The organism is Blautia sp. HA8986 (assembly GCF_056504635.1).
The window spans coordinates 714,428-729,138 of the sequence record NZ_JBWLUQ010000001.1 but is presented as its reverse complement, the minus strand read 5'-3'; the positions used below and the strand labels follow the sequence as shown (position 1 = coordinate 729,138).

The 14,711-nt window shown below is 39.6% G+C and carries 15 protein-coding genes and 2 pseudogenes; all 17 read left to right on the top strand.

Going from position 1 to position 14,711, the window contains the following annotated elements:
- The first annotated feature begins 5 nt into the window (after positions 1 to 5).
- Positions 6 to 2,417 (top strand): ABC transporter permease, encoded by a 2,412-nt coding sequence (locus AC04Q4_RS03305; RefSeq protein WP_330049914.1) that lies wholly within the window; start codon positions 6 to 8, stop codon positions 2,415 to 2,417.
- A 148-nt stretch (positions 2,418 to 2,565) separates the two neighbouring features.
- Positions 2,566 to 2,770 (top strand): annotated as a pseudogene (locus AC04Q4_RS03300) (transposon-encoded TnpW family protein).
- Positions 2,771 to 2,865: 95 nt separating this feature from the next.
- Positions 2,866 to 3,561 (top strand): response regulator transcription factor, encoded by a 696-nt coding sequence (locus tag AC04Q4_RS03295; RefSeq protein WP_173756321.1) that lies wholly within the window; start codon positions 2,866 to 2,868, stop codon positions 3,559 to 3,561.
- 16 nt (positions 3,562 to 3,577) lie between these two features.
- On the top strand, positions 3,578 to 4,087 hold the full coding sequence (locus tag AC04Q4_RS03290) for a VanZ family protein (protein ID WP_173756319.1): 510 nt from the start codon (positions 3,578 to 3,580) through the stop codon (positions 4,085 to 4,087).
- A 13-nt stretch (positions 4,088 to 4,100) separates the two neighbouring features.
- Complete coding sequence (locus tag AC04Q4_RS03285) at positions 4,101 to 5,165, top strand: sensor histidine kinase (protein WP_173756317.1); 1,065 nt, start codon at positions 4,101 to 4,103, stop codon at positions 5,163 to 5,165.
- A gap of 140 nt (positions 5,166 to 5,305) precedes the next feature.
- On the top strand, positions 5,306 to 6,193 hold the full coding sequence (locus AC04Q4_RS03280; RefSeq protein WP_173738950.1) for an ABC transporter ATP-binding protein: 888 nt from the start codon (positions 5,306 to 5,308) through the stop codon (positions 6,191 to 6,193).
- A 1-nt stretch (position 6,194) separates the two neighbouring features.
- A complete protein-coding gene (locus AC04Q4_RS03275; protein ID WP_476388487.1) occupies positions 6,195 to 7,436 on the top strand; it encodes an ABC transporter permease subunit in 1,242 nt (413 codons plus the stop codon).
- Between the two features lie 381 nt (positions 7,437 to 7,817).
- Positions 7,818 to 8,150 (top strand): DUF3784 domain-containing protein, encoded by a 333-nt coding sequence (locus AC04Q4_RS03270; protein ID WP_476388486.1) that lies wholly within the window; start codon positions 7,818 to 7,820, stop codon positions 8,148 to 8,150.
- Positions 8,151 to 8,407: 257 nt separating this feature from the next.
- Positions 8,408 to 8,740 carry a DUF1648 domain-containing protein gene (locus AC04Q4_RS03265; RefSeq protein ID WP_476388485.1) on the top strand — a complete coding sequence of 111 codons (333 nt, stop codon included), beginning with the start codon at positions 8,408 to 8,410 and terminating at the stop codon, positions 8,738 to 8,740.
- 232 nt (positions 8,741 to 8,972) lie between these two features.
- Complete coding sequence (locus AC04Q4_RS03260; protein ID WP_195456783.1) at positions 8,973 to 9,353, top strand: DUF4825 domain-containing protein; 381 nt, start codon at positions 8,973 to 8,975, stop codon at positions 9,351 to 9,353.
- Positions 9,354 to 9,433: 80 nt separating this feature from the next.
- Entirely contained in the window at positions 9,434 to 9,628 is a 195-nt protein-coding gene (locus tag AC04Q4_RS03255) for a zinc ribbon domain-containing protein (RefSeq protein ID WP_476388484.1), read from the top strand.
- A 61-nt stretch (positions 9,629 to 9,689) separates the two neighbouring features.
- Positions 9,690 to 10,169 (top strand): hypothetical protein, encoded by a 480-nt coding sequence (locus tag AC04Q4_RS03250; protein WP_476388483.1) that lies wholly within the window; start codon positions 9,690 to 9,692, stop codon positions 10,167 to 10,169.
- 376 nt (positions 10,170 to 10,545) lie between these two features.
- Positions 10,546 to 10,686: pseudogene (locus tag AC04Q4_RS03245) on the top strand (AraC family transcriptional regulator); the annotation flags it as partial.
- 39 nt (positions 10,687 to 10,725) lie between these two features.
- Positions 10,726 to 10,971 carry a DUF2500 family protein gene (locus AC04Q4_RS03240; protein ID WP_476388482.1) on the top strand — a complete coding sequence of 82 codons (246 nt, stop codon included), beginning with the start codon at positions 10,726 to 10,728 and terminating at the stop codon, positions 10,969 to 10,971.
- 99 nt (positions 10,972 to 11,070) lie between these two features.
- Positions 11,071 to 12,561, top strand: coding sequence for a UDP-glucose--hexose-1-phosphate uridylyltransferase (gene galT, locus AC04Q4_RS03235; RefSeq protein WP_476388481.1), 1,491 nt, complete (start codon positions 11,071 to 11,073; stop codon positions 12,559 to 12,561).
- A gap of 176 nt (positions 12,562 to 12,737) precedes the next feature.
- Positions 12,738 to 13,070: an ATP-binding cassette domain-containing protein gene (locus AC04Q4_RS03230; protein WP_476389079.1), complete on the top strand. Its 333-nt coding sequence runs from the start codon at positions 12,738 to 12,740 to the stop codon at positions 13,068 to 13,070.
- Positions 13,071 to 13,260: 190 nt separating this feature from the next.
- Positions 13,261 to 14,709, top strand: coding sequence for a L,D-transpeptidase family protein (locus AC04Q4_RS03225; RefSeq protein WP_476388480.1), 1,449 nt, complete (start codon positions 13,261 to 13,263; stop codon positions 14,707 to 14,709).
- The last annotated feature ends 2 nt before the right edge of the window (positions 14,710 to 14,711 follow it).

Here is a 14,711-nt window from a genome sequence, read left to right as displayed (position 1 = left end):
AGGCTATGACATGGCCTTTTGAAAATGATACCAGTGCCATTACAAAGAAGCTGGCCAAACGGAGCAGGAAAGCAGATAAGCGAAGCAAAGCCTTTTTGCTCCTTACGATTGCGCTTTCTGTCTGCATGATTTTTTCAATCATTTTAATATCCGCAGGTGAGCAGGAAGAATTTAAGAATACACAGCGCACTAAAGCGCAGATCGCAATTCTGGGAATAACCGACGACCAGCTATCCAGTTTGCGTCAAAGTAAAGACGTTCAATGGATTGGCGAGTATGCTGCAATCGGACTATCCTATTCAGGCAATAAGACAATTACGGTCGCTTATGGGAGCGAAGATTATTTTACGCATCAGGAGGAAATGTCTTTACAAGGCAGCCTCCCACAAAAGGCAAATGAAATCATGCTCCCGCAAAATTATATTGACTTTTTGGGAGAATCATATCGTCCCGGCGACACCATTACTTTTGATGTGACCGGTACGGGGGATAAAGCAGAATATACACTTTCAGGCATTTTGAACGAGGATCGCAAGAGCGATGGGTATTTTGTCTATCTGAGCAAAGATCTCGCCATGAGCCTGATGGATCACCTTCAAGTAACAGCATATACCCGTCTGAATACAGATGCAATCCGGTCTGATGCCATCCTTGACTTTACGGATAAAATCATTGAAAACACTGGCATTGTAGAAGATCAGATATATCTTACGGAGTATTCTGCCGTTATGACGGGGGTTATTCAGTCCGGTATCCAACTCCCTATCCCTATGCTGGCTGCATTGACTACTGTGCTGGCTGCAACGATTATATATGGTGTCTTTTACACAAAGATTGCGAAAAATATGCAGATGTTTGGCCAACTGCGGACAATTGGAATGACAAAAAAGCAAATAAAACGAATGGCAAGAAAAGAAGGACTCCTGTATGCTTTTACTGGTATTCCTCTTGGACTAATTGCTGGCTTGCTGATTGGGTTCGCTGCGTATCCGAAGGGATTTCAAATCAAAACGGCGACGGTCTATGCGGTACTGATTGCTATAGTGGGCATTGTAATGGTGAATATTGCAATTTTCAAGCCAGTTCGAGTCGCAATGAACACTTCTCCCGTTGAGGGTGCAAAATACCTTGCCTATTCCGGGAAAGCAAAGGTCAGTTCAAAGCTGCATCGCAAGCTGTCACCTAACAATCTTGCAAAAATCAATATTCAACGGAATCGGCAAAAAGCTATTTTGACGTTAGTAATGCTGGGTGTGAGCGGTGCGCTTTTGCTGGGTGCATCTACAGTTGCAGGTTCTATCGATCCAGAAAAACAGGCAGCTTTCAAATACTATCCTGCTGGCAGTATTCTTTTGCAGGTGAAGAATCACGTTGGAAGTTCGTTTGATAAAGAATCTGAGCCGTACGGAAGTTCAAAACTGCAACTGGAAGAAAACCCGCTTGAAAGTCAAACACTGCGGCACAACTTAGAAAATACTGCCGGAATAGAAAGCGTAACTGCATTTAACAGCGTCCAGATGTCTATTACCTTTCCCGGCGGAAGTGATTCCCTTACCAGTATTATGAACGATTTCCCGACCTTAAATCGTGAACAACTGGCTGAAAAGCAAGCAGTTCTATCATCTGGAACAGCAGATTACGATGTTATGACTGAAAAATATGGAATACTGGCATCCGAAAAGATTGCGAATGTTGGCGACACTTTGCAATTGGAAGGGCGTTCTCCGGATGGCAGCACATTTAATGTTGACGCAGTTGTTGTAGGCACCTACAACCAAACCGATTTGATGGAACGTAGTCCGGTTGTTCCAGGCAGTCCGTATTTTATGATGACGTACGATATGGCAAAGAATCTGACAGGTATAACGGAACAGACTGGTATCTTGGCACTTAAAGTCACGCCCGGTCATTTTGACGAAGTCCTGAACGTTGTTCAGGAAATTGCAGAGCAAAATGGAAAAATATCGGTCAATACGATTGAGCAGACGATTAAAAACATTCAGTATCGATACAGTTCATCGATAAAGGCACTATACATGGCAACAGCGATCCTGTTTACATTTGGCGGTATCAGCCTTATGAATATGTTGATGGTTGATTTTCAGAATAGAAAACGGGAATTTGGTCTGCTGGAAGCTGTCGGAGCAACACAAAAGCAGCTAAAAGCTATGTTGAGCCAAGAAATTGGTATCTACCTCAGTGGATCACTGACAGTGTCACTTGCATTGGGTACGATTATCAGTATCATAGCTTGCCAGCGTTTGGAGGCAGTAAATCATTGTATCTCACTAAAACTACCGTGGCTGTTCATCATAGCACTTATTGCTGCAATGGTAGTTATCTATATGATTTTCACGGCATACGCAAAAGCTGAATTAAGGAAAACCGGGATTTTATCTGCCATTCACGAAGAATAAACACAAATGATAATAAATCAGCGGAACACTCGATAAATGCTGTTCTGCTGATTTTTCATTTTTGCCAGAAAGAACTTCAGGGAGGAAAACGCGGCGGCAACGAGAACGGCGGCAAAAGAGATCGTGTCACCTAAAGAAAGCTATGTAGATGAACATTGAAAATACACCCCACACAACGACCGTTCAGACGGAGCAGAACGCCCCGGCGCTGGTACGGAAGATTGGAAAGACAACCTACAAAGGTGCGCGTACATTTCAGCACCACCAGCACTGAAACCATGAGCGACAAAATCAAACGGATGCTGAAAAACGAGGTGCGGCAGATGCGAGCTTTTTGTAAATTTGAAAGTTAGGAAAATCTTAATAATTTCGCATGCAATCCATTGTGAATTTAGATGCTGTATTTGTTATACTTAATCGAGTACAAGCAAAAAGGAGAGTTGAAAATATGTCTGAAAAGATACTAATTATAGATGACGAGCAAGATATAGCGGATCTGTTGGAGGTCTACTTGAAAAACGAAAATTACATCGTTCATAAATTTTACTGCGCAACAGATGCCATGTCGTGTATTGAAAGCGGCGATATTGATCTTGCCATTCTGGATATTATGCTCCCGGATATGAATGGCTTTTCACTTTGCCAGCTTATCCGAAAGAAATACACTTATCCAATCATAATGCTAACGGCTAAAATTGAGGAAACGGATAAAATAACGGGGCTGACATTGGGAGCGGACGATTATGTGACAAAACCTTTTCGCCCACTTGAAGTAGTTGCCAGAGTGAAAGCACAGTTAAGACGTTACAAGAAATATTCGCCCGGTATCATCACAGAGAAAGTTCCATCGGAACTTTCCTATAACAAATTGTGCTTGAATGTACAGACCCATGAATGTTTGCTAGACGGTGAGCCGATTTCTCTGACACCGACAGAATTTTCTATTCTCCACGTCCTTTTGTCAAGTGCTGGAAATGTTGTAAGCATTGAGGAACTGTTTCATGCGGTTTGGAAAGATGAATACTACTCTAAAAACAGCAGCACAATTACTGTGCATATCCGGCATCTGCGCGAGAAACTGAACGATACTTCCGATACTCCGCAGTATATTAAAACAATTTGGGGTGTCGGCTACAAAATTTAAGCGAAAGGAGAACGCTATGAAGAGAAAATCAAATTGTTTGGCAACTATTTTATTCTTAATTTATCTGGCACTTCTGGTTTGGATCATACTGTTCAAACTACAGTTTTCAATCAGTAATCTGGATAAAGTAAGGAGTATAAACCTTATTCCTTTTCACTATGACAAAGAAGTTGGCACAGCATTTCACTTAACAGAGGTACTCGAAAATTTCTTGATTTTTGTTCCTATGGGCATTTATCTTCAAATGCTTCTGCCAAGAACAAAATTATATGTGAAGTTCATGCTGATTGCTGGAACAAGTTTTTTATTGGAAACTATGCAGTATATCTTAGCAGTCGGACGTTCTGATATTACTGATGTACTTACAAATACGGCAGGTGGTCTTTTGGGGCTTGCTGTATATTCGATGGCAGCCCGGTTAATCGGAAATAGAATAAAAGCAAACAGACTGTTTTCCATTCTGGCAGGCATAGTAAGTGTTGTCGTGATTGGTCTGCTTGGCTTTCTTCTGTTTGCTAATCGGTAGGAGGTGTATTCTCATGTCGAATAAAGAAATGACAACAGAAAAGCGCCTTAAAGTGCGCTTATACCTATCATTGCTGGTTTATACCGTTGTTGGATATGGTTTGACCCTTATCTTGGACTACATCTTTTCAAAATTCGACAACGGTATTTTTGCATGGATCTACTGGCGGCTTGATCTGCTTTTTATTTTGTATCTGATGCTCGGCTTTATATGTATCTTCAATTACTATTGGAAAAAGCCGTGGGGCTATCTGGATGAAGTAATTGACGCAACCCAAACGGTCTATGAGCAGAACAATCATACAGTATCGTTGTCTGAGCCACTGAAAGAACTGGAGGAACAGCTCAATCAGATTAAAATGTCTGTTCTGTTGAGCAAGCAGGCTGCAAAGCAGGCAGAAGAAAAGAAAAATGAAATTATTATGTATCTGGCACATGATATACGCACCCCTCTCACAACAGTAATCGGCTATTTGAGCCTACTCCATGAAGCCCCTGACATGCCTGAACAGCAAAAGGAAAAGTATGTAAAAGTTGCGTTGAATAAGGCAGAGCGCCTTGAAAAGCTCATCAATGAACTTTTTGAAATTACCAAGTACAATGCACATACGGTCATTATCAAAAAAGAAAATGTAGATTTACATTGTCTGATTGCGCAGGTAATAGATGAAATATATCCGACACTCTCCGCAAATGGCAATACAGCGATATTTACTGCGGAGGATAACTTATCCGTGAACGCTGACCCTGAAAAACTGGCGAGAGTTTTCAGTAACCTTTTGCGGAACGCCGCGTCATACAGCTACCCGCAGACAGAGATCACTATATCCGCTAAACGGTTAGAACATGATATTCAGATCACTTTTGAAAATCGTGGGGAAACAATCCCGGAGGAACAGCTTAACAGTATATTTGAAAAATTCAATCGCTTGGATGATGCCCGGCTTTCTAATACAGGTGGTGCGGGACTTGGTCTTTCTATTGCGGAAGAAATTATACATTTACATGGTGGAAAGATTACTGCATCCAGTCAAAACGAAACTATAGACTTTGTGATTACATTACCCCTTTCCGCTTAGGAAAATAAGACTGTGATCTTAGGAATACCTTAGGAATTTAAGCGTATAATTTTTGAGATTGAAAAGCCTTTGTTCGGTACAATGATTATCGAACAAAGGCTTTTTATTGTTCAGCCGAAGCAAAAGAAAGGAGTGTAAGCATGGAACTGAAAATAGAGCATTTAAGCAAGCAGTTCAAAGACAAAACAGCAGTAAATGATGTCAATCTGACATTGACTCCCGGCATTTGGGGACTTTTGGGAGCGAATGGTGCAGGGAAAACCACGCTCATGCGCATGATTGCTGATATTATGACACCAACCAACGGAGCGGTTTACTATGACGGAAAAGACATTCGAGAGTTAGGTGAAGTCTACCGAAGCAAGTTTGGCTTTCTGCCGCAGGATTTTGGGTATCACCGGGATTTTACGGTCAAAGATTATTTGGAGTATATGGCTGCGCTGAAAGGTATTCCTACAAGGGCAACTACCAAAAAGATCAATCATTTGTTGGACTTTCTTTCCCTCTCCGATGTGAAAAAGAAAAAAATCTCCAATCTGTCAGGCGGCATGAAGCGTCGTGTTGGTATTGCGCAGGCTATGTTGAACGACCCGGAGATACTTGTCATGGACGAACCGACAGCAGGACTTGACCCCGGAGAGCGCGTGCGTCTGCGGAATTTCATTTCCGAGTTTTCGCATGATCGAATCGTGTTAATTTCCACCCATATCGTATCTGACATAGAATATATTTCTACGCGCAACGCAATTATGAAAGCCGGAGAAATTGTTGATGTCGGAACTACCGCAGAACTGGTCAAGCGGATTGAGGGCAAGGTTTGGAATTGCATAATTCCGACCTCAAAGCTGCCGGAATGCGAAATGCGACTGCGCATTATCAATCAGCGAGGCGAAGATCACAATCAGGTTTCTATTCGTTATCTGTCCGAACATTCGGAAATTGATGGGTCTGTTACAACGGAGCCGCGATTGGAAGATCTGTATCTGTGGTTGTTACCGCAGACAGACTTGGAAAAGGAGGACAGATAATATGCGACTCTTTAGACTTGAACTAAAACGTATTTTGAAGTCACGGCGCACCCTGATTTTACTTGCAATCGCACTTTTGCTTTCCGTAGCCATGGCATACCTGCCTATTTCATTTGAGGGTATTAACCGTCCAAACGAAGATGGCACGGTTACAGAATTAGATGGCTTGGCAGCTATCAAGTACAAACAAGATTTATATAAAACATCCGCTGGTAAAGTGACCCCGGATAGGATCAAATCGGCTTTGGAAACTTATCAAAGCTGCGTTCGAGAATATGGGCCGGTCGAGGAAGATGGCTTTCCTCTGGCTGTATATATTGAAAAAATCGTCCCGTTCCGTCACTTGCTGATGGGTCTGTCCGAAGCGTTTGCTGATCCATTAACAGGCATTGGTGCTGATTTAATGGATATTGACCCGAATGACATTGACGGAGCCTATTATGAAAAGTGCGCAGAACATTTACAGGATGTCATGCGGAATGAGCAAAGAGAAAACGAAACCGCACAACAGAAAGCTCTTGAAAAATATTCAGAACTTGATACGCCATTTTATCTTCATTCTGGAATTTCTAAAGATGCATTTGATTATATTGAGTTTTATATTTTGTTCCTTGCTATTTTGTGTGTGGCAATCGCAGCTCCTACTTTTGCCGGAGAATATCAAACGGGCGGTGACAGCATCCTGCGAACCACCAAATACGGGCATAAACAATTAGCAATTACCAAAATTCTGGCGGCATTTACACTTTTCGTTGTTACTTTCCTTGTCGGGATCACGGTACACATTCTGATTTTAGATGCAGCGTTCGGGACGGATTGCTTAAAAACATCGTTTCAGATGCGATACTCTATCATTAATCTGCCAAACATCAATCTGGGGCAGTTGCAGATAATTCTCGCAGCAGCGGGCTTACTTTCTGTATTAGCAACGGTTAGCTGTACGCTGTTCCTGTCTGCAAAATGTAAAGACACATTGACAGTTTTGCTGATCTCTATTGTAGTTCTTCTCATGCCGCTTTTTGCATATGTGGCGATGGGAGCAACATGGCTCTCTACCATACTTCCATCTGCCGGAATTGGTATGCAGAACAATTTCCTTTCTCAGCTTGCAGATTTCAATTATCTGCATATCGGTGGAACGAGTTTCTGGACACCGCATGTTATTTTGATTTCGGCAGGAATTGAATTATTTGTGTTTACATTCTTGGCGATTCATTCCTATTGTAGACATCAGGTAGCATAAAAGAAGTTCAAAATAGAATGAATTGATTATCTGCCGCACGACGGCAAAAGAAAAAGCAGACAATTTGGAACGACGGCTTTGATTTTCAGAGCCAGCGTTTCTTTGTGGCAACACAAACCTATGATGAATTTTCCGGAAATATTGTAGCTAATAGCATTGTTTATGCGTTGAAAATATCTGAAAAATTGATGAAAGTAGAAATATAATATTAAAATAAAAAATAATATAAAAAATTGTTTTACTATAGAGAAATATATAGTATAATACAACCATAAGAAGTGATAAAAAAATAACAAGTTGACCTAGCCAAACATAATAAGTTTTACTGTTGTGTTTGGCTTTTTTTATTTGATAGCCAGAGCGGGAAGTGAGGTGTCTGCAATGATAATCTGTGTTATCTTTGATTTGGGAATGGCAGTGATTATGTTTTTATTCGGAATCTGCTTTGTAAAATCAAATGGAAAGGCCGTTGCATTTTTGTCTGGCTATAATATGAAATCTAAGGAAGAACGAAAACAGTATGATGAAAAAGAAATGTGCAGAGTATATGGAAACAAGATGATGTGGATGGCACTGCCATTTGTAGCCGGGGCAGCCATAGATTTATTATACAGTGGAATCGGGTGTCTGGCAGCGTGTGTAATATGGACCGTTCAATTTGTTTTATTGATGAAAGAACGCATGAAACGAGAAAAAATAGAAAAGAACATTTAGGCAAGGGATATGAAAAAAGAATATAGAATATTTATTTCTATTTTGGCTTTGATATTCAGCATAGGGGCGACTTGCATAGGCTTTGGACTGATTGGGAGCTCTTCTCTGAAATTTGGAATGAAATATGTGTGTGCTTTCGTTTTTCTGATGCAAACAGTAGCTACATGCAGGGTTGTTATAGAATTGCTCAAAAAGTAAGCTTATTAGATGGATTTGAGTAAGTACCAGTATCTGACATATGGGAGGAAGGCACTGTTATGGATGGTATAAGCAGCAGGAAATTAACATGGGGAATTTGCATCGCTGGCATTGCGATTGTAATAATAAGCTTCTTTTTCTTACCGGAGATTATTCCCGTTCACTTTGCTGGGAATGGAGTCGCAGATGACTTTGGCAATAAGATAGAAATTTTTTTAATGCCGATACTCCTTCTGACTGTTACAATCTTGAGTGGTATAAAAAGTATAAAGTATGTTCTGATGCATTCGAAGACTTGGCTAACAGTTGGTCAATATAACCTAATGATTGATTGTGTTTTAGGAATTATATTGATCGCAGAAATTTTTATGATTTATGCTTCGTTTGTTTAAATGACTACTTGAGTATAACGAAAACAAGGACTAAAAAGGGAACGCTCAAAATGTCGTAAAAAACAGTAGAACCTGTGTAAAAAGATGAAAGAGGAGCATTGTTACTGTAAATATCAGTCTTTGTGGTCAGAATACTTTAAAGGCTGATCTATAAATAAAGAATCAGATATATGGCAGTTTCTGTTTCATTGGGCAGGCTGTTTCATATCAAAGTGTGAAGAGGAGCTGGTTCATGATGAAAAAAGTAATTCCAATTATTTTATTTACGGTATCAGCAATATTGTTTTCTGCATGTGGCAGAAAAGAAGAACTGTACGAGATTCCTGACCTGTCACAGTACAAGACAGATTATATAGGAGATTCTTCGAATGTTATAAATATTGTAAGTGGGCAAGAGTATCCGGAAGGATATTCTTATGATAGCATACAGATACAGTCTGAAACGAAGCCTTATGGATTAACAGTATTTCTAAAAGTTGAGCCGTCTGCAGTTAAGATTGAAGATGAATTGCAAATTAATGCGGATATGGCATTTGATTTGATTGGTAATTTGGAAACGCTTGATTATAAAATAGCGGATAGTAAGGAAATCATTGCATCGTATGAACGGTAGATCATTCAGTGGTTAATATTTTGTCTGCTATTATATAGTAAGAAAAATAGGAAAGCGAAACATATATTTGGAGGACAGCAATGAGAAAATGCGAAAAGTGTGGAACAGTCATGAGAGTGGATTTAAGACTTAAAGTTAATGGCGGTGGCTATGGGATTGTTGTAGATGTAGATGAAAAACAAAAAACGACAACTATAGATGATGTTAAAGTTGCAGTCTGTCCAGAGTGTGGACATACAGAAATGTATTTAGAGGATTTAACTAAATTGAAGTAAAATTAGATATGATTGAAATAGGATAAAAAATTTTGATGGAATGCTTGTGGAGAAAATAAATATGAAAAAACTTAACTATACAGAAGATTTATTGAGAGTTATCTTCTCTTGGATAGGAATATTCTTTCTTGTTTCCGGTGTCTTAAGTTTTCTTGGGATATTAAAACCAGCAGTAAACTCAGGCATTCAGAATCCAGACATGTTGGGAACAGTGTTTTCTATAGCGGGAGTGCTTTTGTGTATAATAAGTGTTGCTCTTGGAATTTATACTGCAAAGCTTGATAAATTACATTTACAATTAATCGAAAATGGTACAAAAGTGAAGGGTTTGGTAGAAAAAGTATATTTGCAAAAATACACAAGATATAGAAGACAAATTCCATACAGGATTTTATATAGTTTTACATATCATGATAAAGTGTATTATCATAAAAGCCGTTTGGTATGGGAAAAGCCGGATCTTAAGAAAGGTGACTTGATTACCGTATATGTAAATGATCTTGGTAAATCAACAGTTTATAATTGCGATGAAGCGTTCTGATATCTAGCGTCTGCTAATAAGTGGTTTATAAATCAAAAAACGTGGTAAGGGTATTTTCATAATTCTGTTCAATTTTGTCTATGTTTTCGATAATCCTGTTCATGTACAAATGCAACTAAATTAGAGTATAATAAGGGAAACCATTGAAACTGGGTTTCCGTATTGGACATTCCTGTGATGGCAGGAGTGTCCTTTACATATAGCGGTAAATTCTGAAGTAGTTGGCATAGAAGTTCATAAGGTAGTTGATGTATGCTTTAAATCTTTTCATTTCGTTTTCCTCCTTTCTTTATCTTACAAGCACATTATAATATCAGAAGACGTATATTACTTGCCAAATGGGAAGAAAAAGTAGACAAAACTTGCAGGAGATTAATTGGAATGTACTGGTAAGAGTATCACAGACGTTTGCCTGGATGCAGGAGTTGAGAGCCAAAGGACATTTAACCGGGTATCTCGTAAAAGATATAAAGTAACGTCAAGGGATACCGGAATCTTTATCGTGAACAATATATAAGTCAGACCCAGGATGAAATATCTGGAATGGAGAAATAGGATGGCATTTATAATCTGTATAGCAGCACTCATAATCATGATGTTTGTATTTACCAAAATGTTGTTAAGTTTCAGCAATAACAGTAGTGCGGCAGTTGAATCTGTTGATGCGACTGTAGTTGAAAAGAAGCAAGGAATCTATCCCCATATGCAGTCTGAAGCACATGTACCTTGGTTTCGCGTTGTATTTGAGATGACAGATGGAAGTTTGATGGAATTTCAAATGCAACAGGGGAGATTTTCGTGAATTGGAAAAAGGCGATCGAGGTATGCTGACTTATCAGGGAAATCGGTATATATGTTACCAAAAATATAAATTTAAAAGTGAAGCACAGGAGGAAGAAAAATGTTAAGTGAAAGCATTGCAAAACTGGTACAGTATGGGATTACAACAGGTCTGACACCAGAATGTGAAAGAAATTACACAACAAATCTTCTGCTGGACGTTTTTCATGAGGATGACTATGAGAAACCGGACAGCATTGAGGAACCTGTTAATCTTGAAGCAACATTGGGCGAATTGCTGGACGAAGCTGTAAAAAGAGGACTGATCGAAGACAGTATTGTATACCGGGATCTATTTGATACCAGATTAATGAACTGTCTGATGCCGCGTCCGGGCCAGGTGCAAAAAGAATTCTGGGATAAATATAAAGAAAGCCCAAAGGAAGCAACCGATTATTTTTATAAACTGAGTCAGGACAGCAATTATATCCGCAGATATCGCGTAGAGAAGGATCAAAAGTGGAAGGTAGACAGTCCATACGGTGAGATTGATATTACCATCAATTTGTCCAAACCGGAAAAAGATCCAAAAGCAATTGCCGCGGCAAGGAATGTAAAATCCGGAAGCTATCCGAAATGTCTTCTTTGCCCGGAAAATGAAGGATATGCGGGACGTGTTAATCATCCGGCAAGGCAGAACCACAGGATTATTCCGATCACAATCAATGATACTCCTTGGGGATTCCAGTATTCTCCGTATGTGTATTACAATGAGCATTGTATTGTATTTAACTGCCAGCATACTCCAATGAAAATCGAGAGAAATGCATTCATTAAACTGTTTGATTTTGTAAAACTGTTTCCGCATTATTTCCTTGGATCTAATGCAGATCTGCCGATCGTAGGCGGCTCGATCTTAAGCCATGATCATTTCCAGGGTGGACATTATACATTTGCAATGGCAAAAGCACCAATTGAGCAGCACGTGGTACTTCCGGGATTTGAAGATGTAGAGGCTGGAATTGTAAAATGGCCGTTATCTGTACTTCGTATTCATCATAAAGACTCTAACCGTTTGGTAGATCTGGCAACACATGTGCTGGAAGTATGGAGAGGTTATACGGATGAAGCAGCATTTATTTATGCTGAAACCAATGGAGAGCCTCATAATACAATTACACCAATTGCACGTAAAGTAGGGGATATCTACGAATTGGATCTGACATTAAGAAACAACATTACAACAGAAGAACATCCGCTGGGTGTGTATCATCCGCATGCAGAATATCATCATATTAAGAAAGAAAATATCGGTCTGATCGAAGTTATGGGACTTGCAGTTCTTCCGGCCAGATTAAAAGGTGAGATGGAACTTTTGGAAGAGTATATTCTTGAAGGCAAAGATATTTCTTCAAATGAGCAGATTGAGAAACATGCAGAGTGGGTTAAGAAGTTCCTTCCGAAATATCCGGAAATCACAAAAGAAAACATCCATGGCATTCTTCAGAAAGAGATTGGAATCGTATTTACCCACGTTCTGGAAGATGCAGGAGTATACAAATGTACGACCGAGGGAAGAGAAGCATTCATGCGTTTTCTTGAAACATTATAAAAATTGAAATAAAAGGATTCTTTGGAAAATGGGAGGTAAGTGAAACCTCCCATTTTTTTAGGGCAACTACTCTTAAGAAGCATGGATCGGGCAGTTGCATTATACGAAAGTATGGAATTGCGGGGATTCCATGGGGAATTTTATTATGCAGAGAAAGAATATAATAAACTTGCCATATCAGTAAAGGAGAACAGGTGGGTCTGATCGGAGCCAATGGTGCAGGGAAGTCTACGCTAATGAAGGCAATGCTGGGACTGATCCCTGCAAAGGGAAAGATCATTGCAACCCATGATCTGGATCTGGTACTGGAAACCTGTGACCGGGTATTGGTTTTAAACCAAGGGAAATTGGTAGCGGATGGATCTGTGCAGGACATTTTATGGAACCGGAAACTCTTGGAAAAATACAACTTAGAGTTGCCGTTTTGCTTGGCAGGAGTTCCTGAACGTTTCTCAAAAAAAGTGCTTGAAGTGTCCGAAAGTACTCCAAAAGTGCTAAATGTGAGATAAATGATGATGCGGTGTTCCTATCCGTAAAAGAGCAGAGGGAAAATATTTTGTAGAAATCAGCTTACTGTTTGTAAAAGAAAATGTTTTTTCCAGCAGCCCTGGTTATTTTTTATTAAATCGGAGATATTAAAATCAGACGATTTAAAAAATTTGTCTGAATGCTGTTTATCGTTAAAAACAGGGGGCATGGATGGGAAAAAGAAAAGAGATAACCGGTAAGGATAATGGAAAGCAAAAAATGTGGATAATGATCCCTGTCATCATAGTGTTCTTTGCTATGGCTGGCTATGCAGGAATGTCTTATTACTATTCAGACAGATTTTTTCGGGGAACAACGATCAATGGAATTAACTGTTCTGGAAAAACATCGGAAGAGGCAGAACAGGCGGTTGCTAAAAAAGCAGAGGACTATCTGCTGGAAGTAAAGGCAAGAAATCTGAAATCACAGAGTATCAATGGAAAATTGATCGGATATCGTTATGTTTCGGATGGCAGTATTTCCCAATATCTAGATGAACAAAAACCATATAAATGGGTTCGGGGATTTTGGAAAAAGCAAAATTATACAGCCAAGGAAAATATGACCTATGATAAAGTGAAGTTAAAAGAACAGCTGGAAAAACTGGAATGTGTAAAAAAAGAGAATCAGACAGCACCAGAAGATGCTTATGTAGCTTATAAAGATTCGAAGTTTGAAATCGTACCGGAAACAGAAGGGAATACCCTGGATTTCAATGGAGCTTATCAGGCACTGTCAGAAGCGGTTGCTAGCAAAAAAAGAACGATTGACCTGAATAGCTGTCCGGCTGTTTATGTAAAAGCGGCAGTAATGAAAGATGATCCAGATCTTAAAAATTCATTGGAAAAATGCCAAAATCTGATTCGGACCAAAATCGTATATATATTTGGAGAAGAAACGGTAACATTGGAGGGAGACGAGATCAGAAACTGGCTTATTTTTGATGAAAGAGGAAAGCTGCAAAAAAATGAGAATGAACTGAGACAGTGTGTGGCAGAATATGTGGCACAGCTGGCTGCCACACATGATACCGTAAATACAGAGAGGAAATTTTGTACAACAAACGGACGTACTGTTCAGGTGTATAGTTCCGTTTATGGATGGAAGATCGATCAGGAAAAGGAAATAGAAACCATTATGCAGGAAATGATTGCAGGAGTACAGATAAACCGGGAACCGGTATACGCTATGCGGGCAAATGCACGGGGAATGAATGATATAGGCAGCACGTATATTGAAGTGGACCTGTCTGCACAGCATTTATATTACTATCAGGATGGTTCTATCATTTTGGAATCGGATATTGTGTCAGGAGATATGCAGTATGCAGAACGGCAGACACCACCGGGAATTTTTCAACTGTATTACAAGAAAAGTCCATCTGTGCTGAAAGGAAAGATGTTGGAAAATGGGAAATATGAATATGAAAGACCAGTAACTTACTGGATGCCTTTTAATGGGGGGATCGGATTTCATGATGCTTCATGGCAGCCATATTTTGGAGGAAATCGTTTCCGAGAAGGTGGTGGATCCCATGGATGCATTAATCTTCCGGCGGACAAAGCGGCAGAACTTTATAATAGGATAGACGAAAGTGTGCCGATTGTCTGTTTTTATTAAAA